We start from the raw sequence: 24,725 nt of genomic DNA, 5'->3' as shown, positions 1-24,725 counted from the left end.
CATCTCCTCAGGCCTTTTCCGGAACGGCGTTTAGCGGCAAATGCGTCTCTGAATGCCCCTGCTGCTGGCGCATGGACAGCTCGCGCTGAATTGTCTGCATCATTTTGTCATCCAGCTTATAGAAACGCGCCAGCCACCACAGGAGCAGGTAAGATAGTGATGGACCGAGGGTTAACAGTCCCACAATTCCCATTGTCGCCAGCGGAGTCTGCTCCGTTACGCCCGCCTGATAGCCAAATAGCCCAAGCGAAAAACCTACGGCGGCGCCAGCAACCGCCATGCCCATTTTCAAAGCAAACAGATTACCGGAATAGGATAATCCCGTGATGCGACGGCCAAACTTCCATTCGCCATAATCGGCAGCGTTGGCCATCATGTTCCATTTAAACGGCTGGTACATCTGATGGAAGAAGCCGACCAGGAAGTATAAAGGGAACACCACCGGCAGCCAGGTCGGCGGCACAAAGAACATTACGACGCCAACAAGGACCAGCAGGAGGTTGATATTTTTAAACAGCGATACCGCGCGATAGCGCTTGGCCAGCCATCCGGCGGCGATGCTGCCGATAATCGTGCCAACGACGCTGGTGGAAACAAATGCTGATTTCATGGCCGTTCCCGCTGCTGACTCCACACCGCCTAACATCAGGTAGGTTGCATAATAGAGCGTGGCGGCGCTGCGCATAACCCCGGCCATACTGGAGAAAAAAGTAATTATCGCCACAATACGCCACTGGTCATTCGCCAGCAGCTGACGGAGGTCTTCGCGTATGCTCCCCTGCTGTTCAACAGCTGGAGCCACGCGTTCTTTGGTAGAGAAGAAGCAAAAAGCCAGCATTACAATAGCGATCGCGCCCATGATTCCCATTGTCGCCTGAAAACCAAACTGCTTATTTTCTTTACCGAAAAAATCCACCAGGAACAGGGTTGCGACAGAAACCATCAGACCGGCCAGAGATGAGATCGTAAAACGATATGACTGGGCTGAAAGGCGATCCTTCTCATCACGCGTAATGACTCCGCCCAATGCGCAGTAGGGAATATTGATAAAGGTGTAACACAGCATGAGTAAGGTGTAGGTCAGGTAGGCATAAACCAGTTTACCCGATGCGCCAAATTCCGGAGTCGTGAAGGTCATTACCGCCAGCACGGCATAAGGTACGGCAAACCAGATAAGCCACGGGCGAAAATGGCCCCAGCGGGTCTTTACACGGTCTGCAACAATGCCGGTTAGCGGATCGGTAATCGCATCCAGAACCCGCGTCACCAGGAACATCACTCCGACTGCGGCAGCAGAAAGCCCGTAAATATCCGTATAAAACCATGTCAGAAACATGGTTACCGAAGAGTAAACGATACCGCAGGCTGCATCCCCCATGCCATATCCCAGCTTCTCCGCAAATGACAGTTTATTATCGTGATTCACAATATAATCCCTCTCAGATGAAGTGGTATTCACTGTAGAGGCAGGATAAAAACTATCCTATTGTCATTTTTCGCATCGGGTTTATGTTTTCTGTTAACTGAGAAAGTTGTCACACATCTATAAGATTGGTCTTACAAGTTATTGCGCCACCTATTAAAAAGCTGGCGCAAGGCCAGCCTGAGGAGAAAAGTGGAAAGGGGGAGGTTACTTCGCTTTGACGGTCTCTTCGCCCACCAGCCCGATCTTGAGATAGCCCGCCTGATGCAGGGTATCCATCACTTTCATCATCGTCTCGTAATCGACGGTTTTATCCGCGCGGAAGAAGACGGTGGTATCTTTTTTGCCGGCGGTCAGGCTATCCAGGGCGTTAATCATATTCGCTTCGGTCACCGGGTCGTTGCCGAGGAACATGCTCTTATCCGCCTTCACCGACAGGTAGATAGGTTTTTCCGGTCGCGGTTGCGGCTGGCTGGAGGAGGCCGGCAGATTCACCTTCACGTCGACCGTCGCCAGCGGCGCGGCTACCATGAAGATAATCAGCAGAACCAGCATGACGTCGATAAACGGCGTCACGTTGATCTCATGCATTTCGCCGTTATCGTCCAGATTTTCATTAAGACGCATCGCCATAGCCGATCAACCTACCCGTAATTTCTGCGCGCTGCGCACCGGCTTCACGCCGCTGGCGCTGAGGTCCAGGTCGCGGCTTTGCAGCAGGAGGACCTGAGCGGCGACGTCGCCGAGCGAGGCCTTATAGCTGCCGATCATGCGGGCGAAGATGTTATAGATGACCACCGCCGGGATGGCGGCGAACAGACCGATAGCTGTCGCCAGCAGCGCTTCCGCGATGCCCGGCGCCACCACCGCAAGGTTGGTGGTCTGGGTCTGGGCGATGCCGATAAAGCTGTTCATGATGCCCCAGACGGTGCCGAACAGGCCCACGAACGGCGAAATGGCGCCGATGGTGGCCAGGTAGCCGTTGCCGCGCCCCATATGGCGACCGACGGCCGCGACGCGGCGCTCAAGGCGGAAACCGGTTCGTTCCTTGATGCCTTCATTGTCTTCGGCACCGGCGGAGAGTTCGAGTTCGTTCTGCGCTTCATTGATAAGCTGGGTGGTGAGGCTTTTCGCCTCAAAGGCGCTGGCGATATCGCTGGCCTGATCGAGAGAGCGGGCTTCCGCCAGCTGCTGCTGTTCACGTTTGAGGCGACGCTTGCTGGCGAGGATTTCCGCCCCTTTACCGAAGAAGATGGCCCAGGTGACGACCGACGCCAGAATCAGGCCAATCATCACCACCTTAACGACAATATCGGCATGATGATACATACCCCAAACGGAGAGATCCGCCTGCATCAAATTATTACCCACGCTCTATCTCCACGACGATAATCACAAAATCTGCCCACAATAATATCAAAACGACATCGAATTGATAGTGGTTCTCATTAGTATTTACACTGTGCAGCAAATCACGTTTATTTTCCTTGCGCTTACGCAGTAAAAAAGTGGCTAACCGCGAGCCTGGTAAAATTTTCGCCTGTATCGGCAGCGCGCTGGTACAGAAAAGAAGATTCATGCTAGTTTAGACGTCCAGACGTATAAAAACAGGTTCATCAACATGGCTGACAAACATCTTGATACCGCGCTGGTCAACGCCGGGCGGAGCAAAAAATATACTCAGGGCTCAGTGAACAGCGTGATCCAGCGCGCGTCATCGCTGGTTTTCGACACCGTAGAGGCCAAAAAGCACGCCACCCGCAATCGGGCCAACGGCGAGCTGTTCTACGGGCGGCGCGGCACCCTGACCCACTTCTCGCTGCAGGAAGCGATGTGCGAGCTGGAGGGCGGCGCCGGCTGCGCCCTCTTCCCCTGCGGCGCCGCCGCGGTGGCCAACACTATCCTGGCGTTTGTCGAGCAGGGCGACCATGTGCTGATGACCAATACCGCCTATGAGCCAAGCCAGGATTTTTGTACCAAAATTCTCGCCAAACTCGGCGTGACCACCAGCTGGTTCGATCCCTTAATCGGCGCCGATATTGCCCGTCTGGTTCGCCCTGAGACCCGCGTGGTGTTCCTCGAATCGCCCGGCTCCATCACCATGGAAGTGCACGATGTGCCGGCGATTGTCGCCGCCGTGCGTCAGGTCGCCCCGGAAGCGATTATCATGATCGATAACACCTGGGCGGCGGGGATCCTGTTCAAAGCGCTGGATTTTGGCATTGATATTTCTATTCAGGCAGGCACCAAATACCTGATCGGCCACTCAGACGCCATGGTCGGCACCGCGGTGGCGAACGCGCGCTGCTGGCCGCAGCTGCGTGAGAATGCCTATCTGATGGGGCAAATGCTGGACGCCGATACCGCCTATATGACCAGCCGCGGCCTGCGCACGCTGGGCGTCCGCCTGCGTCAGCATCATGAAAGCAGCCTGCGCATCGCCGAGTGGCTGGCGCAGCATCCGCAGGTGGCGCGGGTCAACCACCCCGCTCTGCCCGGCAGTAAAGGCCATGAGTTCTGGAAGCGCGATTTTACCGGCAGCAGCGGGCTGTTCTCGTTTGTGCTCAACAAGCGTCTCAACGACGCTGAGCTGGCAGCGTATCTCGACAACTTCAGCCTCTTCAGCATGGCCTACTCGTGGGGCGGCTTTGAGTCGCTGATTCTGGCCAATCAGCCGGAGCAAATCGCTCACATCCGACCGGATGCGGAAGTCGACTTCAGCGGCACGTTGATCCGTTTGCACATTGGACTCGAAAATGTTGACGATCTGCAGGCGGATTTAGCAGCGGGCTTCGCGCGTATCGTGTAAAGTGACAGTCAGTGGCAACAATAGCGGACGCTTTTTATCGGAGCGGCCGCTTTTGTTGCGCCCGGGATCAAGGTGCTCGGGTCTCTTCAGGAGTACACTAGTCAACAATACGGTACCACTTAGGAAAGTCCATGGTTGTCATTCAAGAGATTGTCGCCGCGCTGTGGCAACATGATTTTGCCGCACTGGCGAACCCTCATGTTGTGGGCGTTGTATATCTGGTTATGTTCGCGACCCTGTTTCTGGAAAACGGGCTGCTGCCTGCCTCCTTTTTACCTGGAGACAGCCTGCTGCTGCTCGCCGGCGCGCTGATTGCTAAAGGCGTCATGGACTTTGTGCCCACTATCGCCATTCTGACCGCCGCCGCCAGCCTCGGCTGCTGGTTGAGCTATGTACAGGGGCGCTGGCTGGGCAATACGCAAACGGTGAAAGGCTGGCTGGCGCACCTGCCGCATAAGTACCATCAGCGTGCCACCTGCATGTTTGACCGCCACGGTCTGCTGGCGCTGCTCGCGGGCCGCTTTCTGGCATTTGTCCGTACCCTGCTGCCAACCATGGCGGGGATTTCCGGTCTGCCGAACCGCCGCTTCCAGTTCTTCAACTGGCTGAGCGCCCTGCTGTGGGTCGGCGTGGTCACGGGCCTCGGCTATGCGCTGAGCATGATCCCGTTCGTGAAGCGTCATGAAGATCAGGTGATGACCTGCCTGATGATCCTGCCGATTGCCCTGCTGCTGGCTGGCCTGCTCGGCACGCTGTTCGTGGTGATCAAAAAGAAATACTGCAGCGCCTGACGTCGACTGCCGGGGGGCTGCGCCCGCCCGGCCTGCTCCCTCCCCGGTATTACATTCCCTGCATCGTACGAATACGCGCGGCGTCTTCCCCGGGCGTCATCCCGAAGTAGCGCTTAAACTCGCGACTGAACTGGGAAGGGCTTTCATAGCCCACCTGTATCGCCGCCGCGCTGGCCTTCATCCCGTCATGGATCATCAGCATGCGCGCCTTGTGCAGACGGTAGGTTTTCAGATACTGCAGCGGCGAAGTGCTGGTCACCGATTTAAAATTATGGTGAAACGCCGATACGCTCATATTCGCTTCCGCCGCCAGCCGATCGACGCTGAGGTTTTCGGTGTATTGACTCTCGATATGCTTGAGTACGCGGCTAATCAGGCTGAAGTGGGTCTGCCGGCTGACCAGCGCCAGCAGCGCGCCGCCGCAGGGTCCCGTCAGCACATAGTAGAGGATTTCGCGGACGATCTGCTTGCCAAGGATCCGCGCGTCCAGCGGCCGCTCCATTACGTCGAGCAGCCGTTCAGCAGCGCACAAGATATCCTCCGAGAGCACTGCGGAGTTTATCCCGCTGGAGGCGACGGCGGGCTGAAACAGCGGATCCTCGCCAATATCCATCAGCAGCTCCTGCAGTTGCAGGATATCGACGTTCAGGCGCATGCCGGCCAGGGGCACCTCCGGGGTGGCAAAGGTTTCGCATTCGAAAGGCAGCGGTACGGTCAGCAGCAGATATTCGTTTGTATCGTAGCGAAACGTCCGCTCATTGATATAACCAATTTTATGGCCAGAAAAGAGAAAAACGATCCCCGGCTGGTACATCACCGGCATCCGCGGTCCCGGCTGCGTCCCGTACAGCAGGCGGACGTCGGGTAGCAGCGAACTTAACATTTCGTGCTTATCTTTCAGCTGGTTAACCTTCTCTGTCAGTGTCTGACATATCTCTGCGTGTTGCATTACCACCGTCTCTCCCGATGTTTCTTCACCCGTACATTGTGCGCAGGCCGCCGCGAATTCTCCAGCCATATAGAGAAATAGGCAAGACATAGGCAGAAATGTGCATTGAGGGGCAACGGCGCCAGGACCACAATAACCGTCATCGGGCAGCGGTATCGTCCCTGTCGGCGGTTTTACTCTTTTGAGGACTCAAGCAATGAATAATTTTGACCTGCATACCCCAACCCGCATTCTGTTTGGCAAAGGCGCGATTGAAAAACTGCGTGAACAGATCCCGGCGGAAGCTCGCGTACTGATCACCTACGGCGGCGGCAGCGTGAAAAAAACGGGCGTCCTGGATCAGGTACTGACCGCCCTGAATGGCCTGGACGTCCTTGAATTTGGCGGCATCGAGCCGAACCCGTCTTACGAAACCCTGATGAACGCGGTGAAGCTCACCCGCGAAGAGAAGGTCACCTTCCTGCTGGCGGTCGGGGGCGGTTCGGTGCTGGATGGCACCAAATTTATCGCGGCAGCAGCCCACTATGACGCCAACATCGATCCGTGGGAAATTCTGGAAACCTATGGCAGTAAGATCGCCAGCGCCATTCCAATGGGCTCGGTTCTCACTCTGCCGGCGACCGGTTCTGAATCAAACAAAGGGGCGGTGATTTCGCGGAAAACCACCGGCGACAAACGCGCGTTTATGTCTTCCCATGTTCAGCCGCAGTTCGCGATCCTCGATCCGGTCTACACCTATACCCTGCCGCCGCGCCAGGTCGCCAACGGCGTGGTTGACGCCTTCGTCCATACCGTCGAACAGTACGTCACCTACCCGGTTGACGGCAAAATTCAGGACCGCTTCGCCGAAGGCATTCTCCTGACCCTGATCGAGGATGGCCCGAAAGCGCTGCAGGAGCCGGAAAACTATAACGTGCGCGCCAACATTATGTGGGCCGCGACGCAGGCGCTGAACGGCCTGATCGGCGCTGGCGTGCCGCAGGACTGGGCAACGCATATGCTTGGTCACGAACTGACGGCGATGCATGGTCTCGATCACGCCCAGACGCTGGCTATCGTTCTGCCGGCGCTGTGGAATGAGAAGCGCGATACCAAGCGCGAGAAGCTGCTGCAATATGCGGAGCGCGTGTGGCATATCACCGAGGGCTCAGACGACCAGCGCATCGATGCCGCCATCGCCGCGACGCGCCAGTTCTTCGAGCAGATGGGCGTGCCGACCCGCCTCTCCGATTACGGTCTCGACGGTAGCTCCATCCCGGCGCTGCTGGCGAAACTGGAAGAGCACGGCATGACCAAACTGGGCGAGCACCAGGATATCACCCTGGACGTCAGCCGTCGTATCTACGAGGCTGCCCGCTAAGTTACCCCGCCTGATTCACCTCCCCTTACGTTAAACAAACGTCGGGGAGAGGTGTTTTTACTACCGTTTTTAGCTATTTCGTCCAGACTTAATGCTACCCCTCGGCGGATCCTGCTTCGCCGAGTTCATTAACAGGAGGAAGGCATGACACATCCAACCGTTATAAAACTACACGACGGCAACCTGATGCCGCAGCTGGGTCTCGGCGTGTGGAAAGCTGGCAACGAGGAAGTCGTCTCCGCCATTCATAAGGCGCTGGAAGTCGGTTATCGCTCTTTTGACACCGCCGCCGCGTACCAAAATGAGGCTGGCGTCGGCAACGCCCTGCAAAGCGCTGGCGTCAATCGCGATGAGCTATTCATCACCACCAAGCTGTGGAACGACGATCAAAAACGGCCGCACGAGGCGCTGAAAGAGAGTCTCAGCAAGCTGAAGCTGGACTATGTGGATCTCTATTTAATCCACTGGCCGGTGCCGGCTATCGGCCATTACGTCGAGGCCTGGCAGGCGCTGATTGAGCTGCAGCAGCAGGGGCTGGCGAAGAGCATCGGCGTGTGTAATTTCCAGGTGCCACATCTGCAGAAGCTGATTGATGAAACCGGCGTCGCGCCGGTGATCAACCAGATAGAGCTGCATCCGCTGCTGCAGCAGCGGCAGCTGCACGCCTGGAACGCCACCCACAAGATCCAGACCGAATCCTGGAGCCCGCTGGCCCAGGGCGGTAAGGGCGTCTTCGATCAGAAAGTTATCCATCAGCTGGCTGATAAATATGGCAAAACGCCGGCGCAGATTGTCATCCGCTGGCATCTCGACAGCGGTCTGGTAGTGATCCCCAAATCCGTCACGCCGTCGCGCATCGCCGAAAACTTTAACGTCTGGGATTTCCGCCTGGATAAAGAAGAATTGGGGGAGATTGCCAAACTGGATCAGGGCAAGCGTCTGGGGCCCGACCCGGATCAGTTCGGCGGATAACAGGTAAAAAAGCCGGGCAGCGCTGACGCGTGTCCGGCTTAAGAAACCGCCCGGCCAGCGAAACGCTGCCGGGCGCAAAGTCAGGCTTAACGCCCGGCGACTTTACCCCGTTTAACGGGCTTTTTCGCCGTTGCGCCACCGTTAGAACGCTGATGCACAATCGGCGTGTGCTTGGTCAGCGCCGGGCGGGTATGACGGTTCTGGCGACGCGCTTCGCGCATCTCATCGAGAGTCGGCGCCGGCACCAGGCAGTCGCGACGTGAGCCAATCAGGTGTTTCTTGCCCATCGCCTCCAGCGCCTGACGGATCAGCGGCCAGTTGGCCGGATCGTGATAGCGCAGCAGCGCTTTGTGCAGACGGCGCTGTTTATCGCCCTTCGGCACCACCACCTCTTCACTCTTATAGCCGATCTTGCCCAGCGGGTTTTTGCCGGTGTAATACATGGTGGTCGAGTTCGCCAGCGGCGACGGATAGAAGTTCTGCACCTGGTCGAGACGGAAGCGGTGCTTCTTCAGCCACAGCGCCAGGTTCACCATGTCTTCATCACGGGTCCCCGGGTGGGCGGAGATAAAGTACGGGATCAGATACTGCTCTTTACCCGCCTGCTTCGAATAGGTGTCGAACAGCTCTTTAAAGCGGTCGTAGCTGCCCATTCCCGGCTTCATCATCTTCGACAGCGGGCCCTCTTCGGTGTGCTCCGGCGCGATCTTCAGATAGCCGCCGACGTGGTGGGTCGCCAGCTCTTTGATATAGCGCGGATCTTCGACCGCGATGTCATAGCGTACCCCGGAGGCGATAAGGATCTTTTTGATGCCCTTCAGCTCGCGGGCGCGACGGTAAAGGTTGATCGTCGGCTCATGGTTGGTATCCATGTGCGGGCAGATATCCGGGTAGACGCAGGAGAGTCGGCGGCAGGTCTGCTCGGCGCGTGGCGATTTGCAGCGCAGCATATACATGTTGGCGGTGGGTCCGCCGAGATCGGAGATCACGCCGGTAAAGCCCGGCACCGTGTCACGAATGGCTTCGATCTCATTGATGATCGAATCCTCTGAACGGCTCTGGATAATGCGTCCTTCGTGCTCGGTGATCGAGCAGAACGAACACCCGCCGAAGCAGCCGCGCATGATGTTAATCGAGAAACGGATCATCTCATACGCCGGGATGCGCGCATCGCCATAGGAAGGATGCGGCACGCGCTTGTAAGGCAGGGCGAAGACGCTGTCCATTTCTTCAGTGGAGAGCGGGATTGCCGGCGGGTTGATCCAGATGTAGCGCTCGCCGTGCTTTTGCATCAGCGCCCGGGCGCAGCCGGGGTTGGTTTCATGGTGCAGAATGCGCGAGGCGTGAGCGTACAGGACCTTATCGCCTTTCACCTTCTCGAAAGAAGGCAGCAGCACATAGGTTTTTTCCCACGGTTTTGGCCGCGGCGGCTGCACAGTGATGCTTTTCGCTTCCTGTTTCTTCGGCGCGACCGGTTTGTTATCGGCGCACGGCAGATCTTCACCATACGGGTGCGGGATGGGGTCGATTTTGCCCGGGGTATCCAGACGGGTGGAGTCTACACCGCTCCAGCCCGGGAGAGCCTCTTTCACCATGATGGCGGTATTACGCACATCGCGGATCTGGTCGATGGTTTCGCCCATCGCCAGGCGATGGGCCACTTCCACCAGTGGACGCTCGCCGTTGCCGAACATCAGCATATCGGCCTTGGAGTCCACCAGCACCGAGCGGCGCACGGTATCGGACCAATAATCATAATGCGCGGTACGGCGCAGGCTGGCCTCGATGCCGCCGAGGATCACGGGCACATCTTTCCACGCCTCTTTACAGCGCTGGGTATACACCAGGGTGGCGCGGTCCGGGCGCTTGCCCGCCACGTTGCCGGCGGTGTAAGCGTCGTCATGGCGCAGCTTACGGTCGGCGGTGTAGCGGTTGATCATCGAGTCCATGTTGCCGGCGGTCACCCCGAAGAACAGGTTCGGTTTGCCCAGACGCATGAAGTCGTCTTTGGTGTTCCAGTCCGGTTGGGAGATGATCCCCACGCGGAACCCCTGCGCTTCCAGCATGCGGCCGCAGATAGCCATCCCGAAGCTCGGGTGGTCGACGTAGGCGTCGCCGGTGACCAGAATAATGTCGCAGCTATCCCAGCCAAGTTGATCCATCTCTTCACGCGACATCGGTAAAAATGGCGCAGGGCCAAAACAGGCAGCCCAGTATTGCGGCCAGGAAAAAAGGTCACGATCCGGTTGGATCAGGGATATTGCGCTCATATTGCTTCCGGGGAAATGATAAAAAAATAACCAAAAGGGCGTGGATTATAAGCCGGAATGATAGTGGAAATGAAGGAGGATTTTCTCAAACCCTGACCGTATGCCGGCCAGGGTCGAAGAGTTTACGGTGCGGGATTCACCAGCATCTGGCCAATCGAACCGCGGTCGGCCAGCTCCAGCGTCTGGCTCAGATACTGGAACGGGAAGTGCGGCCACGACGGCTGGGCGTAGTAGACCAGCAGTTCGACCTGCCCGTCGACCCACACGGTGTCCTTCCAGCCGCGGTCTTCCGGGAAAGGGGTCGAGCCGTTGACGTTACGGATCTGGAACATCACCCCTTCAATATGGAACGACTGCGGGCGATCGGCGCGCACCGTCCAGCGCTCCCAGGTCCCCTGCTGCGCCGTGATATCGATACGCTGCGGATCCCACAGCTGGCCGTTAATCCCCGGATCGTCGCCGAGCGTGATATCCCGGCTGCGGATCGGCGTGCCGGAGAGCAGCTCAGTCGGCAGCAGACGCGCCGGCAGGCTGTCGGTGACCAGCGGCAGCAGCCCGGTCGGGCGCAGGGTCAGCACCAGCGTGGAGACCAGAATGCTGGACGGTTCAAAAAAGCCGCGGATACGGTCGACGATGCTCGCCGCTTCACCGCAGGTAATGGACACTTCATCGCCGTTGGTCATATCGACCAGAATTTCACGCCGTTCCCCCGGCGCCAGCGACAGCTGCTTGAGCGAAACCGGCGCCGGCAGGAACCCCTGGTCGCCGGAAATGACATGCAGCAGTCGGCCATCGCTCATCTGTAGCTGATAGCGCCGGGAGTTGGAAGCGTTCAGCAGGCGCAGACGCACCCAGCCGCGGGACACTTCGACATAGGGGCTCTGCACGCCATTGACCAGCAGCGTATCGCCGACGAAGCCGCCGCTGCCCGGTTCGCTATATTCCGGCGTGCCGAAGTTATCCAGCCGTTTGTCCTGAATTATCACCGGGAAGTCATCGACGCCATAGTGGTTAGGGATCGGCAGGTTCTTGCTCACCTCATCCTCCACCAGCCACATGCCGGCCAGACCGTTATAGACCTGCTTCGCCATCCGGTTCGGCGTATTGGCCTGGTACCACAGCGTCGCCGCACTCTGACGGATCGGCAGCACCGGCGCCCAGTCGGCGTTCGGCGACATCATGCGCGCCGCGCCGCCGATCAGCGGGCCAGGCACCTGCAGGCCGCGGATGGTCATCGCGACGTTCTCCGTCAGACGGTTGCTGTAGATAAGCTTGACGTCGTCCCCGCTCCAGACGCGGATCGTCGGCCCCATATAGCGGCCATTGATCCCCCAGACGGGGGCGCGGGTGCCTGGCGTAAACGACCAGTGCGAACGCTGCAGCGTCAGAAACAGCGGCTGACCGCGACGGGACTCCAGCAGCGGCGGAACCGGCAGCGCAGGCTGCTGGCCGGCGGCATGGGCCTTCAGCGGCGCGGCGCCAGCGCACAGCGCTACGCCGGAAGCCTTAATAAACTGACGCCGACTGAGTGACATATTAACTCCATGACATACTGACAAATGAAAAAGGGAATTCGTTTCCCGCCAGCAATACGCGCGCGTTGGCGGCGTTTCCTGTCTTATTGCTTACCGGCCGCTTCGCGCTCGGCCACTTCGTTGTCCAGCTCAGCGATTTTGGCGGCCATCAGCTCGCGGCAATGCGTCGCCAGCGCGCGCACGTTGTCTTTACCGAACTGGCTGGTATCCACCGGCGGCAGCATTTCCACTATCACCAGACCGTTGTTCCAGCGATTGAGCTTTATTTTATTCGATGTATTCGAGACACACACCGGAATAATCGGCACGCCGGCGGCAATAGCCGCGTGGAAGGCGCCGGTTTTAAACGGCAGCAGACCGCGACCGCGGCTGCGGGTCCCTTCCGGGAACATCCAGAACGAAATTTTACGCTTTTTAAAGGCGTTGACGACCTCGGCAATGGTGCCGTGCGCTTTGGTTCGGTTATTGCGGTCAATCAGCAGATTACCGGTCAGCCAGTACAGCTGGCCAAAGAACGGGATCCACAACAGGCTCTTTTTCCCCACGGTGACCGTCGGGGCCTGCACGATGTTAGATGCCGTCACCATATCATAGTTGTTTTGGTGGTTAGCGATGTAGATCGCGTTGCCATAGCTTTCCGCATCGGCAGGTTTGCGCAGCTCCACCTTCAGACCAAACACCGGGGATAAGCGGCCAAACAGATGGCCGAAAGTGGCAACGTGTTTTGGATTACGCGGGCTGAACAAGCAGTACAGACAGCCAAGTATGCACACTACGATGCAGTAAATGACCACGAAAATTACTCGAAAAATGAATAGCATAGCTACCTCTAAAACCCAAACCGCTTAGAATTATTCGCTGCTGGCAGAAGGCAGGCTCACAAGTTCTGCGCAGGCCGGGACCGTTCTTCCTGGGCCCCTGATGATGGACATTGTTAATCGCAACGCCTGAATAAACAACGATTTTGCGGCTTTTTTTCGCCTCCTCCCGTCAAAGACGGGAGGAGAAGCGCTTACTCTTCGCTATCGCCTGCCGCGGCGCGGCGCGGCGAGTCAATTTCAACACGGTCAATCTTCTGCAGACCGCGCATCAGCGAACCGCGGCGGCCGCGCTCGCCGGTGACTTTTTGCAGCTCTTCCGGACGCAGTTTGATCTTCCGTTTGCCGACATGAATGGTTAGCGTACTCTGCGGCGGCAGGACAAACAGATGTGCGAGACCGTCCTGGCCGGCGGCGGCTTCCGCCGCAGGAATGTTGATGATTTTGTTGCCCTTGCCTTTCGACAGCTGCGGCAGATCGCTGACCGGGAACATCAGCATCCGCCCGGCGGCGGTGATGGCCAGCAGCATATCGGACTCGTCCTCAATGACCAGCGGCGGCATCACATGCGCGTTGTCAGGCAGGGTGATCAACGCTTTTCCGGCGCGGTTGCGCGCCACCAGATCGTTGAAGGTGCAGACAAAACCGTAGCCGGCGTCGGAGGCCATCAACAGTTTCTGATCGTCGCCTTCCATCAGCATATGTTCCACGGTCGCGCCCGGCGGCAGCGTCAGCTTGCCGGTCAGCGGCTCACCCTGGCCACGCGCCGAGGGCAGGGTAATCGGATCGATGGCATAGCTGCGCCCGGTGGTATCGATAAATACCACCGGCTGGTTGCTCTTGCCCTTCGCCGAAGCTTTCCAGCTGTCGCCCGCTTTATAGCTCAGCCCCTGGGCGTCGATGTCGTGCCCTTTGGCGCTGCGCACCCAGCCCATCTGCGACAGAACGATGGTGACCGGCTCCGACGGCAGCATATCATGCTCGCTCATCGCTTTCGCTTCTTCACGCTCGTGAAGCGGCGAGCGGCGATCGTCGCCGAAAGCATCGGCATCGGCCTGCAGCTCTTTCTTCAGCAGGTTGTTCATCTTACGTTCAGAGGCCAGAATCGCCTGCAGCTGATCGCGCTCTTTTTCCAGCTCGTTCTGCTCGCCGCGGATCTTCATCTCTTCCAGTTTGGCGAGATGGCGCAGTTTCAGTTCCAGAATCGCTTCCGCCTGGGTTTCGCTGATGGCAAAGCGCGACATCAGGGCTGGCTTCGGCTCATCTTCCGTGCGGATGATCTCGATGACTTCATCAATATTAAGGAACGCCACCAGCAAACCTTCAAGGATATGCAGGCGCTTAAGGACCTTCTCTAACCGGTGGTTCAGACGGCGACGTACGGTATCGCGACGGAACACCAGCCATTCGCTGAGGATCTCCAGCAGGTTTTTTACCGCCGGGCGGCCGTCGAGACCGATCATATTGAGGTTGATGCGGTAGCTCTTCTCCAGATCGGTGGTGGCGAACAGGTGGTTCATCACCTGCTCCATATCCACCCGGTTGGAGCGCGGGACGATCACCAGGCGGGTCGGATTTTCGTGGTCCGATTCGTCGCGCAGGTCGTCCACCATCGGCAGCTTTTTATTGCGCATCTGCGCGGCAATCTGCTCCAGTACTTTGGCGCCGGAGACCTGGTGCGGCAGCGCGCTGATCACTACCGCGCCGTCCTCTTTGCTCCATACCGCGCGCATGCGCACTGAGCCGCGTCCGTTCTGGTAGATTTTGCGAATTTCCGCCCGCGAAGTGATGATCTCCGCCTCGGTCGGGAAATCCGGTCCCTGCACGATATCCAGCAGTTCGTCGAGGGTCGTTTTCGGCTGCTCAATCAGCATAATCGCCGCTTTCGCCACTTCACGCAGGTTGTGAGGCGGAATATCGGTCGCCATGCCCACCGCGATGCCGGTGGTGCCGTTGAGCAGGATGTTTGGCAGGCGCGCCGGCAGCATTTTCGGCTCCTGCAGCGTGCCGTCAAAGTTTGGCACCCAGTCGACCGTCCCCTGCCCCAGCTCGCTGAGCAGCAGCTCGGCATACTTCGACAGGCGGGATTCGGTGTAACGCATGGCGGCGAAGGATTTCGGATCGTCCGGCGCCCCCCAGTTCCCCTGGCCATCCACCAGCGGATAGCGATAGGAGAAGGGTTGCGCCATCAGCACCATCGCTTCATAGCAGGCGCTGTCGCCGTGTGGGTGATATTTACCCAGCACGTCGCCGACGGTGCGGGCGGACTTTTTGAATTTGGCGCTGGCGTTCAGCCCCAGTTCGGACATCGCATAGACGATGCGACGCTGGACCGGTTTTAAGCCATCGCCAATAAACGGCAATGCCCTGTCCATGATCACGTACATGGAGTAGTTCAGGTAAGCATTTTCCGTAAATTCATGCAGCGCAAGGCGCTCTGCCATATCGCTCATTAATCGTGGATCCTCAATCTGGGTACCGACCGTTCGGACGGCAAAACTACCCGCGATAATACCCGATCTCACGCCCTGAGTCACAGGCCGTGAGATCGGTTGAGGATTCCGTCACCTTAATCAGGCCAGCGGCAGATAAATATCGGTTTGCAGCTCATGCTCAGCCACCTGGTGGACAAAATTGTGGTAACGGAAGTAGACCGGAAAATCCCGTAACGTCTCGCCTGAAGCGGGTAACCAGTCGCGATAGAGATACCAAACGCTGTTCGCCAGGGTGTCCAGCGAGCCGTGATGGCGCACGACGGCGCAGCGTCCGCCGGGGATTTCGCCGTTAATCACGCCAAAGGCGTTTTCACCAACCGACCGTTCGACCGTACCGCAGAGATCAAAACGAAATGCCTCCTGCGGGGTGGTCTGCGGATCGTCCCAGGCGATCCCCCAGGTTTCGCTGGTGGCAACGGGCGATAATCCGCTCGTCTTACGCCAGGCGATAAAACGCGCGGCGGTGGCGTTGACAAGGTCCGGGCTGCCACGATGTTGCAGGACGGCTACCCGGGTGGTGGGGAACGAAATGATATTGACGTCCATCGACGTTTGCTCCTGTAGCGTATGTTTCGGTACGCGTCGATGCCACTCGGCCCAGTCCGGTTGCTGACGGAACTGGGTCGGGCTTTGGTCAAACGCGGTACGGAAGGCACGACTGAACGACTCCGCATTCTGAAATCCGGCATCAAGGGCAATGTCGATGATTTTATCGCGGGGGTTGAACGCCAGGCGCCAACAGGCGCGTCGCAGACGCAACCACTGAATATACCGGTACAAGGGAATGCCGGTATACGCGCTAAATTGCCGGTGAAAATGGTAAGGCGAACTGTGCGCTATCGCGCTCAGCGCCTCCAGCGACAGCGGCTCATCAAGATGGCGCGCAATGTATCTACAGACGCGCTGGAAGCGCCCGACATACGCCGGGCTGGCCTTAATATCGTTCATCGTCTCTTCCTCGCGACATACTCTGACAGAGCGAGGATAGCGATTCCTGACCGATCTTGCGCTTATCCGCCGGAGACTTATGGCGTGATTTTACGGATCTGTTTAACGTCGATCTCCACCGAGTTCCAGTCCTTATCGACTTCCCCCTGAATTTCTACCGTGTCCTGCGGGCCGACGGTGACGCCGTTCCAGCGTTTGTGGTCGATATCGACATTGATCACCCCGGTAGCATCCTGGAACTTATACAGATCGTCGGACACGCGCTCGGTAATTTTGCCCCGCAGGGTCACCCAGGTATCGTCCCGCAGCGATTTGACATTGGTGACGGTGGTGACCGCGCCGCTCGGGCCGGTAAATCCGCCGCCCTGGGTGGTCGAACTTGCCGGCGTGGTCGCAGAAGGACCGGTATACCCGCCCTGTCCGGCAGCCAGCACCGGCATGGAAACCAGGGCAACGATCGCGGTCATCGCAGCAATTTTCTTCATGATGTGTTCTCCCTTCGTGTTGATATGGCTCCTATTACGCCCGACAAAACTTAACGACTTCTTAAGGGGAAAAAAGAAATTTTAATGCTGTACAACCCCGGTCGCAACGCGGTTTACTGCGCAGAGCAGCCGGGTTGGCAGGAGGGAAAATGCGCATATTATTGGTGGAAGATGACAAGTTAATCGGCGATGGCATCAAGGCCGGGCTGAGCAAAATGGGCTTCAGCATCGACTGGTTTACCGCCGGGCTGGAGGGCAAAAACGCCTTATACAGCGCCCCCTACGACGCGGCAATTCTTGATCTCACCCTTCCCGGCATCGATGGCCTCGATATTCTGCGCGAGTGGCGCGACAAAGGCCGCCATGAGCCGGTGCTGATCCTCACCGCCCGCGACGCCCTCAGCCAGCGGGTGGAGGGGCTGCGCCTGGGCGCCGATGATTATCTGTGCAAACCTTTCGCCCTGATTGAGGTAGCGGCCCGCCTGGAAGCATTGATCCGCCGCGCCCACGGCCAAAGCAGCAGCGAGCTGCGCCACGGCAAGGTGAGCCTTGACCCGAACCGCTTAACCGCCAGCCTCGGCGGCGAAAGCCTGACGCTGAAGCCGAAGGAGTTCGCCCTGCTGGAACTGCTGCTGCGTAACGCCGGGCGCGTGCTGCCGCGTAAGCTTATTGAAGAAAAGCTCTACACCTGGGACGACGAGGTCTCCAGCAATGCCGTGGAAGTTCACGTCCATCATTTGCGCCGCAAACTCGGCAGTGAATTTATCCGCACCGTCCACGGCATCGGCTATACCCTGGGTGACGCATGAAACGACTTGCCCGCCTGAGCCTGCGCCTGCGTCTGACGCTGCTGTTTGCCGTGCTGACCGCCGCCGCCTGGGGGGTGGCCAGCGTGATCGCCTGGCAGCAGACCAGTAAAAAGCTGGATAAGCTGTTTGATACCCAGCAGCTGCTGTTCGCCCGCCGCCTGAGCGTCATGAATTTCGAAGAGCTCCGCGCCCCGCCGACATCGCTCGGGGAAAAGAAAAAGGTGCGCCACGGGCATATCGACGACGATGCGCTGGCGTTCGCCATCTTTACCCGCGACGGCAAAATGGTGCTTAACGACGGCGAAAACGGGGAGGATATTCAATGGCACTCGCAGCGCGAGGGCTTCAGCGATGGCTACCTGCGCGGCGATGATGACGAGTGGCGCTTCCTGTGGTTAACCACCGCCGATGGCCGCCACCGTATCGCCGTCGGCCAGGAGTGGGATTATCGCCGCGAAATGGCGATGGACATTGTTACCTCGCAGCTAACGCCGTGGATGATCGCCCTGCCGCTGATGTTCGTGCTGCTCATCGTGCTGTTAAGCCGCGAACTGGCGCCGTTGAAACATCTGGCGCGCACGCTGCGCCTGCGCGCGCCGGACTCGGCGGAATCGCTCAGCGTGGAGAAGATCCCCACTGAAGTCCGCCCGCTGGTCGAGTCGCTGAATCAGCTGTTCAAGCGCACCCACGACGTCATGCTGCGCGAGCGTCGGTTTACCTCTGATGCCGCCCACGAGCTGCGCAGCCCGCTGGCGGCGCTGAAGGTGCAGACTGAAGTCGCCCAGCTCTCTCTGGACGATCCACAAGGGCGTGAGAAAGCCCTGGCTCAGCTCCATCAGGGGATCGATCGCGCCACCCGTCTGGTGGATCAGCTGCTGACGCTGTCGCGGCTGGACTCGCTCGCTCAGCTGGACGACGTGCAGCCGGTCGCCATCGACGATCTGCTGCAGTCGGCGGTAATGGAGATGTACCACCCGGCGCAGCAGGCCGGGATTGAGCTGCGCCTGCATCTTAATGCCTCTGGCATCTCCCGCACCGGCCAGCCGCTGCTCCTCAGCCTGCTGGTGCGCAATCTGCTGGATAACGCGGTGCGCTACAGCCCGCGCGGCAGTCAGGTCGATATCACCCTCAACGCCCGCGAGTTTCGGGTACGCGATAACGGCCACGGCATCAGCCCGCAGGCGCTGGCGCGCATCGGCGAGCGTTTCTACCGCCCGCCGGGTCAGGATGCTACGGGCAGCGGCCTGGGCTTGTCGATCGTCCGGCGCATCGCCTCGCTGCACGGCATGCGCGTCGAGTTTGCCAATGCCCGCGACGGCGGCTTCGAAGCCCGCGTTGACTGGTAGCGATATTATTGCTCATTTAGCAAAAGACTTTGCACATTTTGCTCATTTTACTGCCCCGCTTCGCGGGGTAAGATCGTCGGCAAATTTTCAAGATTGAGGACAAATGATGAGCAACATCCTGATTATCAATGGCGCAAAAAAATTCGCGCACTCGAATGGCCAGCTGAACGACACCCTGACCGAGGTCGCGGAGAGTTATCTGCGCGACGCCGGACACGATGTTAAAAGCGTTCGCGCCGACAGCGAGTATGACGTAAAAGCCGAAGTGCAGAATTTCCTCTGGGCCGATGTGGTGATCTGGCAGATGCCGGGCTGGTGGATGGGCGCCCCGTGGACGGTGAAAAAATATATGGATGACGTCTTTACCGAAGGCCACGGCTCGCTGTACGCCAGCGACGGCCGTACCCGCTCCGACGCCAGCAAAAAATATGGCTCCGGCGGCCTGGTGCAAGGGAAAAAATATATGCTCTCCCTGACCTGGAACGCGCCGATGGAAGCCTTCACCGACGAAGAACAGTTCTTCCACGGCGTCGGCGTTGACGGCGTTTACCTGCCGTTCCATAAAGCCAACCAGTTCCTGGGTATGGAGGCGCTGCCAACCTTTATCGCCAACGACGTGATTAAAATGCCTGATGTCCCACGCTATATCGCAGAATATCGCAAGCATCTGGCGGAAATTTTTGGTTAACTAGGGGTCTATGCTCTACATATTTCGAGTTATTCGAACCTGGAGTATGACAAGATCCACACAGAAGGAGTTGAGTTAACCATGTTAACAGTGATTGCAGAAATCCGTACCCGCCCGGGCCAGCACCACCGCCAGGCGGTTCTCGATCAGTTCGCGAAAATTATTCCGACCGTTTTGCAGGAAGCCGGCTGCCACGGCTATGCGCCCATGGTGGATCATGCCGCTGGCGTCAGCTTCCAGACCACAGCTCCTGACTCTATCGTCATGGTGGAGCAGTGGGAAAGCGTCGCGCATCTTGAAGCGCACCTGCAGACCCCGCACATGAAAGCCTGGTCGGAAGCGGTCAAAGGCGATGTGCTGGAGACCAACATCCGTATCCTGCAGGCTGGTGTCTAAGCCCGCTGACGCAGAAACGAAATAAGAAAAGGGAGCCTGAGGCTCCCTTTTACGTCTGGCGCAGCGCGCGGTCTTACACTTCCAGGTCCGCCATATCGCCCTTCTCCTGCAGCCAGTTACGACGATCTTCGGAACGCTTCTTGGCCAGCAGCATATCCATCATCGCCGTGGTCTGCTGCTCATCCTCATCGCTGATCACCAGCTGCACCAGGCGGCGGGTATTCGGGTCGAGGGTGGTTTCCCGCAACTGCATCGGGTTCATCTCGCCGAGACCTTTAAAGCGCTGGACGTTTGGCTTGCCCTTCTTACGCTTCAGCTGCTCCAGCACACCGGTTTTTTCTTCTTCCGTCAGCGCGTAGTAGACCTCTTTGCCGAGGTCGATACGGTACAGCGGCGGCAGCGCCACGTAGACGTGCCCCTCTTTCACCAGGGTACGGAAATGTCTCACAAACAGCGCGCACAGCAGCGTGGCGATGTGCAGGCCATCGGAGTCCGCATCCGCCAGAATACAAATTTTGCCGTAGCGCAGCTGGCTTAAATCATCGCTATCCGGGTCAATCCCAATCGCCACCGAAATGTCGTGTACTTCTTGCGAAGCTAACACTTCATCGGAAGAGACTTCCCAGGTATTCAGGATCTTGCCTTTCAGCGGCATGATCGCCTGATATTCACGATCGCGCGCCTGCTTGGCTGAACCGCCCGCCGAATCCCCTTCGACGAGGAACAGCTCGGTACGGTTCAGATCCTGGGCGGTGCAGTCGGCCAGCTTACCCGGCAGCGCCGGACCGCTGGTCAGCTTTTTGCGCACCACTTTCTTGGCGGCGCGCAGACGGCGCTGGGCGCTGGAAATGGCCATCTCCGCCAGCAGCTCCGCGGCCTGCACGTTCTGGTTCAGCCACAGGCTGAAGGCGTCTTTCACCACGCCGGAGACGAACGCCGCGCACTGGCGCGACGACAGGCGCTCTTTGGTTTGCCCGGCGAACTGCGGATCCTGCATCTTCACCGACAGCACGTAGGCGCAGCGATCCCAGATATCTTCCGCCGACAGTTTCACCCCGCGCGGCAAGATATTACGGTACTCGCAGAACTCACGCATCGCGTCCAGCAGCCCCTGACGCAGGCCATTGACGTGCGTCCCGCCCTGCATGGTCGGGATCAGGTTGACGTAGCTCTCGGTCAGCAGCTCGCCGCCTTCCGGCAGCCACAGCAGCGCCCAGTCCACCGCTTCCGTCTCGCCGGAGAAGGTGCCGACGAAAGGTTTTTCCGGCAGCAGCGGCAGGCCGTTCACCGCTTCGCTCAGGTAGTCGTTAAGGCCATCGGCATAGCACCAGCTCTGCTCGCTGTTGTTGACCTGGTCGCGGAAAACAATTTCCACGCCCGGGCACAGCACCGCTTTCGCTTTTAACAAGTGGGTCAAACGCGAAACGGAGAAGCGCGGGCTATCGAAGAAGCTTTCGTCCGGCCAGAAATGGACGCTGGTCCCGGTGTTGCGTTTACCGCAGGTGCCGGTGACGTGCAGGTCCTCTACTTTCTCACCATTCTCAAAGGCGATGCTGTAGACCTGACCGTCGCGACGCACGTTGACCTCCACGCGTTTTGACAGGGCGTTGACCACCGAAATCCCCACCCCGTGCAGACCGCCGGAAAACTGGTAATTTTTGTTGGAAAACTTACCGCCCGCGTGCAGCCGGCAGAGGATCAGTTCAACCGCCGGCACCCCCTCTTCCGGGTGAATGTCGACCGGCATCCCGCGCCCGTCGTCAATCACCTCGAGGGACTGGTCGGCGTGCAGGATCACTTCCACGCGTTTGGCATGGCCTGCCAGCGCTTCGTCCACACTGTTATCAATCACTTCCTGACCAAGATGGTTAGGACGGGTGGTGTCGGTATACATGCCCGGACGGCGGCGCACCGGCTCTAACCCGGTGAGTACCTCAATGGCATCAGCGTTATATGAAGATTGCGTCATGGTGTGTATTCGTAGGTCGTTCAGGGCCGTTTAGCGCAGGCCGAGAAATTCGATAATCTGAGTGAAATGATCGTCAAAGCCGACAAATGCGTGATTACCGCCCTCCTCCACCGTCTGCCGGCAAGAGGCGTAGTAATGAACGGCCTGGCGGTAATCAAGCACTTCATCCCCGGTCTGCTGCAGCAGCCAGAGTAAATCCGGCGCTTCGAGCGGGTCGATTTGCATGACTTTGAGATCGTAAATATGGCGAGACTCTAGCACATATTGCTGCCCGGTGTACGGATTCTCATTGTGGCCGAGAAAATTGTTCAGCAGCTCAAACGGCCGCACCGCCGGGTTAACCACTACCGCTGGCAGCATAAAGCACTGCGACAGCCAGGTCGCGTAGTAGCCGCCCAGCGACGACCCTACGACCCCCAGCGGCTCGCCGCCGTGCTCCAGCACGATGGACTCCAGCAGCTCCGCCGTTTCCGCCGGGTAAGGCGGCAGCTCCGGCACCACCATGGCGATCTCAGGATAGTGCTGCGCCAGCCAGGTCTTTAACGCCGTCGCCTTCGCCGAGCGTGGAGAACTGTTAAAGCCGTGCAGATAAAGGAGCGTCGCCATCAGTAGCCTTCTGAAGCAATATCCGGATGAAACGCCGCGCCTTCCAGGCGGCACACTTCGGTGGTCAGCGTTCCGTCAGGGTGAAGCTCCAGCCAGCGCCAGCCCGGCGACACCGTATCGAGGGTGAAATTGGCGCAGTGCGGTTTGAACTGAACGCAGGTCGACGGCGTCGCCATCATACGTCGGCCATTCCAGTCGAGATCCAGCTCCTGATGAATATGGCCGCACAGCAGATGCTTCACCCGCGGCCAGGCGCTCAGCGCGCTGTCCAGCGCGCCGGCGTTGCGCAGACTGTGTTGATCCAGCCAGCTGCAGCCGGCCGGCAGCGGATGATGATGCAGCAGGAGTAAGGTATAACGCTCCGGCGCCTCCGCCAGCTTATGTTCGAGCCATTCCAGCTGGAAGTCGCTCAGCTCGCCATGGGGAACGCCAAACACCTGGCTGTCCAGCAGCAGGATCTGCCAGTGGTCGCCGAGAAACACGCGCTTGGCGGGGGAAATGCCCGACTCCTGCAGGGTGCTGTACATCGCCGGCTGGAAATCATGGTTGCCCGGTAGCCAGACGCAGGGTGCAGCGAAACTCGCGATGCCCTCAGCAAAATGCTGGTAGGCCGCGGAGGAGTGATCCTGCGCCAAATCGCCTGTTGCGACAATCAAATCGCATGGACGCTGTGAGGCATGAATGGCCGACAGTACGGCCTGATAGCTTTCCCAGGTATTGATGCCTAACAACGTTTCATGTTTTTCAGCAAACAGGTGAGTATCAGTAATTTGTAAGATCCTGACTCTGGCCTCACCAGCCAGAGGTAGGTTTAACAGGCTTTCCAAATGGTGTCCTTAGGTTTAACGACGCTAACAAACCGGAATCGCCATCGCTCCATGTGCTAAACAGTAACGCAGCCAGTCGGCCAGAAACTGGTTAATTTGATGCTTTTCGTCGCGTTGATGCAACTTTTTATTAGGATAATCATATCGCGCTTTGAAGCGAAAGATCTGCTGACTCGAACACACTTCGGCCACCATGGCGTCATGGTAGAGGCGAACGGTCATCGACGGCAGACTCCAGTAGCTCACCGCTGGCAGAGTCTGCTCTATCGCCACCAGTGTAGTGTAGCGGGTTGATTCCGTTATCGTTAACCGATATTGCGCGCTTCCCACCTGATAGCTCACCTTCTCACCCGCTGCATCCGTTCGCGGCAACAGGCGGCGCAACTGGGCGAAATTGGTCTCGCACAGGCGCATCATCTCAGGGAAGTCAGGTGTATAACGCTTCATTTTGTCCACTCGTTTCGTAAATTGTGATAATGCAATTGCAGCCATTGCAAGGCGATGACAGAGGCTGCGTTGTCGATTTTCCCCTCTTCTACCCACTGGTAAGCCTGCTCCCGGCTCACCACATGCACCCGAATATCCTCATTTTCCTCGGCCAGGCCGTGAATGCCTTTTGCCGTCGATGCATCAACTTCGCCCACCAGGATCGATAACCGTTCGCTGGTGCCGCCAGGACTGGCCAGATAGCTTAATATTGGTTTCGTCCGCCCAACTTCAAGGCCGGCCTCCTCCAGCGCTTCCCGACGGGCGACATCTTCTACCGTCTCACCCGCCTCGATCATGCCGGCGACCATTTCCAGCAGCCAAGGGCTCTCGCTGGTATCATAGGCGGCGATACGGATTTGTTCGACCAGCACCACTTCGTCCCGCACCGGGTCAAAGGGTAGCAAGACGGCGGCATGCCCGCGCTCAAAAATTTCACGGGTGACTTCGCCGCTCATGCCGCCGTTAAACAGACGGTGGCGAAAACGGTATAAATCGAGCGAAAAAAAACCACGATACAGCGTTTCGCGTGCAATAATTTCTACATCATTTTTGGAGAAGGTAATTCCCTGGTGAATGGGTTTGCTCATTGTCATGTCCTGCTAATCCGAAATGAGGGATTTCCAGACCGTTTGGCTACCGTTTTACGGTCCGTATGTTAGATTGGTGCAAATTACCGCCGGATGGCACGTAACGCCAACTTTTTACGGCGGCAGAATCGATACAATCAGCGGAATTTTTCT

22 protein-coding genes and 1 pseudogene are annotated in these 24,725 nt (G+C 58.2%); 8 read left to right on the top strand and 15 right to left on the bottom strand.

The window, feature by feature from the left end:
- Positions 1-7: 7 nt before the first annotated feature.
- From ABLX76_RS18340 to exbB, 3 genes are all read right to left on the bottom strand, one after another.
- Positions 8-1,426 (bottom strand): MFS transporter, encoded by a 1,419-nt coding sequence (locus ABLX76_RS18340; protein ID WP_065882661.1) that lies wholly within the window; start codon positions 1,424-1,426, stop codon positions 8-10.
- A gap of 204 nt (positions 1,427-1,630) precedes the next feature.
- The gene (gene exbD, locus ABLX76_RS18335; protein ID WP_002916785.1) at positions 1,631-2,056 is read right to left on the bottom strand and encodes a TonB system transport protein ExbD; all 426 of its coding nucleotides are present in this window, start codon (positions 2,054-2,056) and stop codon (positions 1,631-1,633) included.
- A 6-nt stretch (positions 2,057-2,062) separates the two neighbouring features.
- Positions 2,063-2,794 carry a tol-pal system-associated acyl-CoA thioesterase gene (gene exbB, locus ABLX76_RS18330; RefSeq protein ID WP_004174395.1) on the bottom strand — a complete coding sequence of 244 codons (732 nt, stop codon included), beginning with the start codon at positions 2,792-2,794 and terminating at the stop codon, positions 2,063-2,065.
- 250 nt (positions 2,795-3,044) lie between these two features.
- Here exbB and metC point away from each other — a divergent pair, with 250 nt between their 5' ends.
- Both metC and yghB read left to right on the top strand, forming a co-directional pair.
- Positions 3,045-4,232, top strand: coding sequence for a cystathionine beta-lyase (gene metC, locus ABLX76_RS18325; RefSeq protein WP_032454065.1), 1,188 nt, complete (start codon positions 3,045-3,047; stop codon positions 4,230-4,232).
- Positions 4,233-4,363: 131 nt separating this feature from the next.
- Positions 4,364-5,023: a DedA family general envelope maintenance protein YghB gene (gene yghB, locus ABLX76_RS18320; RefSeq protein ID WP_004205217.1), complete on the top strand. Its 660-nt coding sequence runs from the start codon at positions 4,364-4,366 to the stop codon at positions 5,021-5,023.
- Between the two features lie 49 nt (positions 5,024-5,072).
- Here the strand turns inward: yghB and ABLX76_RS18315 are convergent, their stop codons facing one another.
- Positions 5,073-5,972: an AraC family transcriptional regulator gene (locus ABLX76_RS18315; RefSeq protein WP_032454066.1), complete on the bottom strand. Its 900-nt coding sequence runs from the start codon at positions 5,970-5,972 to the stop codon at positions 5,073-5,075.
- 196 nt (positions 5,973-6,168) lie between these two features.
- Here ABLX76_RS18315 and yqhD point away from each other — a divergent pair, with 196 nt between their 5' ends.
- Positions 6,169-7,332 carry an alcohol dehydrogenase gene (yqhD, locus tag ABLX76_RS18310; protein ID WP_348875027.1) on the top strand — a complete coding sequence of 388 codons (1,164 nt, stop codon included), beginning with the start codon at positions 6,169-6,171 and terminating at the stop codon, positions 7,330-7,332.
- 144 nt (positions 7,333-7,476) lie between these two features.
- Entirely contained in the window at positions 7,477-8,304 is an 828-nt protein-coding gene (gene dkgA, locus ABLX76_RS18305; protein WP_004205220.1) for a 2,5-didehydrogluconate reductase DkgA, read from the top strand.
- Positions 8,305-8,450: 146 nt separating this feature from the next.
- Here dkgA and ABLX76_RS18300 read toward each other — a convergent pair.
- From ABLX76_RS18300 to ABLX76_RS18275, 6 genes and pseudogenes are all read right to left on the bottom strand, one after another.
- Positions 8,451-10,663: pseudogene (locus tag ABLX76_RS18300) on the bottom strand (YgiQ family radical SAM protein); the annotation flags it as partial.
- Between the two features lie 33 nt (positions 10,664-10,696).
- Positions 10,697-12,109, bottom strand: coding sequence for a cell division protein FtsP (gene ftsP / locus ABLX76_RS18295; RefSeq protein WP_023291023.1), 1,413 nt, complete (start codon positions 12,107-12,109; stop codon positions 10,697-10,699).
- A gap of 83 nt (positions 12,110-12,192) precedes the next feature.
- A complete protein-coding gene (gene plsC / locus ABLX76_RS18290) occupies positions 12,193-12,930 on the bottom strand; it encodes a 1-acylglycerol-3-phosphate O-acyltransferase (RefSeq protein ID WP_004205223.1) in 738 nt (245 codons plus the stop codon).
- Positions 12,931-13,121: 191 nt separating this feature from the next.
- Positions 13,122-15,380 (bottom strand): DNA topoisomerase IV subunit A, encoded by a 2,259-nt coding sequence (gene parC, locus ABLX76_RS18285; protein ID WP_101977687.1) that lies wholly within the window; start codon positions 15,378-15,380, stop codon positions 13,122-13,124.
- Positions 15,381-15,500: 120 nt separating this feature from the next.
- Positions 15,501-16,370: an AraC family transcriptional regulator gene (locus ABLX76_RS18280; RefSeq protein ID WP_348875025.1), complete on the bottom strand. Its 870-nt coding sequence runs from the start codon at positions 16,368-16,370 to the stop codon at positions 15,501-15,503.
- Between the two features lie 77 nt (positions 16,371-16,447).
- Positions 16,448-16,855, bottom strand: coding sequence for a YgiW/YdeI family stress tolerance OB fold protein (locus ABLX76_RS18275; RefSeq protein ID WP_023291025.1), 408 nt, complete (start codon positions 16,853-16,855; stop codon positions 16,448-16,450).
- Between the two features lie 149 nt (positions 16,856-17,004).
- Between ABLX76_RS18275 and qseB the strand changes: the two genes are divergently transcribed.
- The 4 genes from qseB to ABLX76_RS18255 all read left to right on the top strand — a co-directional run bounded on the left by qseB (position 17,005) and on the right by ABLX76_RS18255 (position 20,094).
- Entirely contained in the window at positions 17,005-17,664 is a 660-nt protein-coding gene (gene qseB, locus ABLX76_RS18270; protein WP_065882655.1) for a quorum sensing response regulator transcription factor QseB, read from the top strand.
- A complete protein-coding gene (gene qseC / locus ABLX76_RS18265; protein ID WP_348875021.1) occupies positions 17,661-19,010 on the top strand; it encodes a quorum sensing histidine kinase QseC in 1,350 nt (449 codons plus the stop codon). The genes qseB and qseC overlap by 4 nt, the downstream gene beginning before the upstream one ends.
- 106 nt (positions 19,011-19,116) lie before the next feature.
- Positions 19,117-19,698: an NAD(P)H-dependent oxidoreductase gene (locus tag ABLX76_RS18260; RefSeq protein WP_023291028.1), complete on the top strand. Its 582-nt coding sequence runs from the start codon at positions 19,117-19,119 to the stop codon at positions 19,696-19,698.
- Positions 19,699-19,779: 81 nt separating this feature from the next.
- Positions 19,780-20,094, top strand: a complete 315-nt coding sequence (locus ABLX76_RS18255; RefSeq protein ID WP_023291029.1) for a putative quinol monooxygenase — start codon at positions 19,780-19,782, stop codon at positions 20,092-20,094.
- Between the two features lie 73 nt (positions 20,095-20,167).
- Here ABLX76_RS18255 and parE read toward each other — a convergent pair whose 3' ends face one another.
- Genes parE through nudF form a run of 5 tightly spaced genes read right to left on the bottom strand, consistent with a single transcriptional unit; the run spans position 20,168 to position 24,572 of the window.
- Positions 20,168-22,063: a DNA topoisomerase IV subunit B gene (parE, locus tag ABLX76_RS18250; protein ID WP_004205235.1), complete on the bottom strand. Its 1,896-nt coding sequence runs from the start codon at positions 22,061-22,063 to the stop codon at positions 20,168-20,170.
- 30 nt (positions 22,064-22,093) lie between these two features.
- Positions 22,094-22,669 carry an esterase YqiA gene (gene yqiA, locus ABLX76_RS18245; protein ID WP_004205236.1) on the bottom strand — a complete coding sequence of 192 codons (576 nt, stop codon included), beginning with the start codon at positions 22,667-22,669 and terminating at the stop codon, positions 22,094-22,096.
- Positions 22,669-23,496, bottom strand: coding sequence for a 3',5'-cyclic-AMP phosphodiesterase (gene cpdA / locus ABLX76_RS18240; RefSeq protein ID WP_004205237.1), 828 nt, complete (start codon positions 23,494-23,496; stop codon positions 22,669-22,671). Before cpdA ends, yqiA begins: the two co-directional genes overlap by 1 nt.
- 24 nt (positions 23,497-23,520) lie before the next feature.
- Positions 23,521-23,943 carry a DUF1249 family protein gene (locus ABLX76_RS18235; protein ID WP_004205239.1) on the bottom strand — a complete coding sequence of 141 codons (423 nt, stop codon included), beginning with the start codon at positions 23,941-23,943 and terminating at the stop codon, positions 23,521-23,523.
- Positions 23,940-24,572, bottom strand: coding sequence for an ADP-ribose diphosphatase (gene nudF / locus ABLX76_RS18230; RefSeq protein WP_004205241.1), 633 nt, complete (start codon positions 24,570-24,572; stop codon positions 23,940-23,942). Before nudF ends, ABLX76_RS18235 begins: the two co-directional genes overlap by 4 nt.
- Positions 24,573-24,725: the final 153 nt, after the last annotated feature.

Source organism: Klebsiella sp. JB_Kp004 (genome assembly GCF_040065795.1).
Classification (GTDB): domain Bacteria; phylum Pseudomonadota; class Gammaproteobacteria; order Enterobacterales; family Enterobacteriaceae; genus Klebsiella; species Klebsiella quasipneumoniae.
Note: the sequence above shows the minus strand (reverse complement) of the source record. Positions and strands in the feature narration are given on the sequence as shown.

Excerpts from the sequence above, each read along its gene's own strand:
- ABLX76_RS18280 (WP_348875025.1), bottom strand. The coding sequence starts at position 16,370 with ATGAACGATATTAAGGCCAGCCCGGCGTATGTCGGGCGCTTCCAGCGC.
- ABLX76_RS18275 (WP_023291025.1), bottom strand. The coding sequence starts at position 16,855 with ATGAAGAAAATTGCTGCGATGACCGCGATCGTTGCCCTGGTTTCCATG.
- ABLX76_RS18315 (WP_032454066.1), bottom strand. The coding sequence starts at position 5,972 with ATGCAACACGCAGAGATATGTCAGACACTGACAGAGAAGGTTAACCAG.
- metC (WP_032454065.1), top strand. The coding sequence starts at position 3,045 with ATGGCTGACAAACATCTTGATACCGCGCTGGTCAACGCCGGGCGGAGC.
- dkgA (WP_004205220.1), top strand. The coding sequence starts at position 7,477 with ATGACACATCCAACCGTTATAAAACTACACGACGGCAACCTGATGCCG.
- yqiA (WP_004205236.1), bottom strand. The coding sequence starts at position 22,669 with ATGGCGACGCTCCTTTATCTGCACGGCTTTAACAGTTCTCCACGCTCG.
- plsC (WP_004205223.1), bottom strand. The coding sequence starts at position 12,930 with ATGCTATTCATTTTTCGAGTAATTTTCGTGGTCATTTACTGCATCGTA.
- nudF (WP_004205241.1), bottom strand. The coding sequence starts at position 24,572 with ATGAGCAAACCCATTCACCAGGGAATTACCTTCTCCAAAAATGATGTA.
- yqhD (WP_348875027.1), top strand. The coding sequence starts at position 6,169 with ATGAATAATTTTGACCTGCATACCCCAACCCGCATTCTGTTTGGCAAA.
- ABLX76_RS18235 (WP_004205239.1), bottom strand. The coding sequence starts at position 23,943 with ATGAAGCGTTATACACCTGACTTCCCTGAGATGATGCGCCTGTGCGAG.
- parE (WP_004205235.1), bottom strand. The coding sequence starts at position 22,063 with ATGACGCAATCTTCATATAACGCTGATGCCATTGAGGTACTCACCGGG.
- ABLX76_RS18260 (WP_023291028.1), top strand. The coding sequence starts at position 19,117 with ATGAGCAACATCCTGATTATCAATGGCGCAAAAAAATTCGCGCACTCG.
- qseB (WP_065882655.1), top strand. The coding sequence starts at position 17,005 with ATGCGCATATTATTGGTGGAAGATGACAAGTTAATCGGCGATGGCATC.
- exbD (WP_002916785.1), bottom strand. The coding sequence starts at position 2,056 with ATGGCGATGCGTCTTAATGAAAATCTGGACGATAACGGCGAAATGCAT.
- parC (WP_101977687.1), bottom strand. The coding sequence starts at position 15,380 with ATGAGCGATATGGCAGAGCGCCTTGCGCTGCATGAATTTACGGAAAAT.
- ftsP (WP_023291023.1), bottom strand. The coding sequence starts at position 12,109 with ATGTCACTCAGTCGGCGTCAGTTTATTAAGGCTTCCGGCGTAGCGCTG.
- ABLX76_RS18255 (WP_023291029.1), top strand. The coding sequence starts at position 19,780 with ATGTTAACAGTGATTGCAGAAATCCGTACCCGCCCGGGCCAGCACCAC.
- yghB (WP_004205217.1), top strand. The coding sequence starts at position 4,364 with ATGGTTGTCATTCAAGAGATTGTCGCCGCGCTGTGGCAACATGATTTT.
- qseC (WP_348875021.1), top strand. The coding sequence starts at position 17,661 with ATGAAACGACTTGCCCGCCTGAGCCTGCGCCTGCGTCTGACGCTGCTG.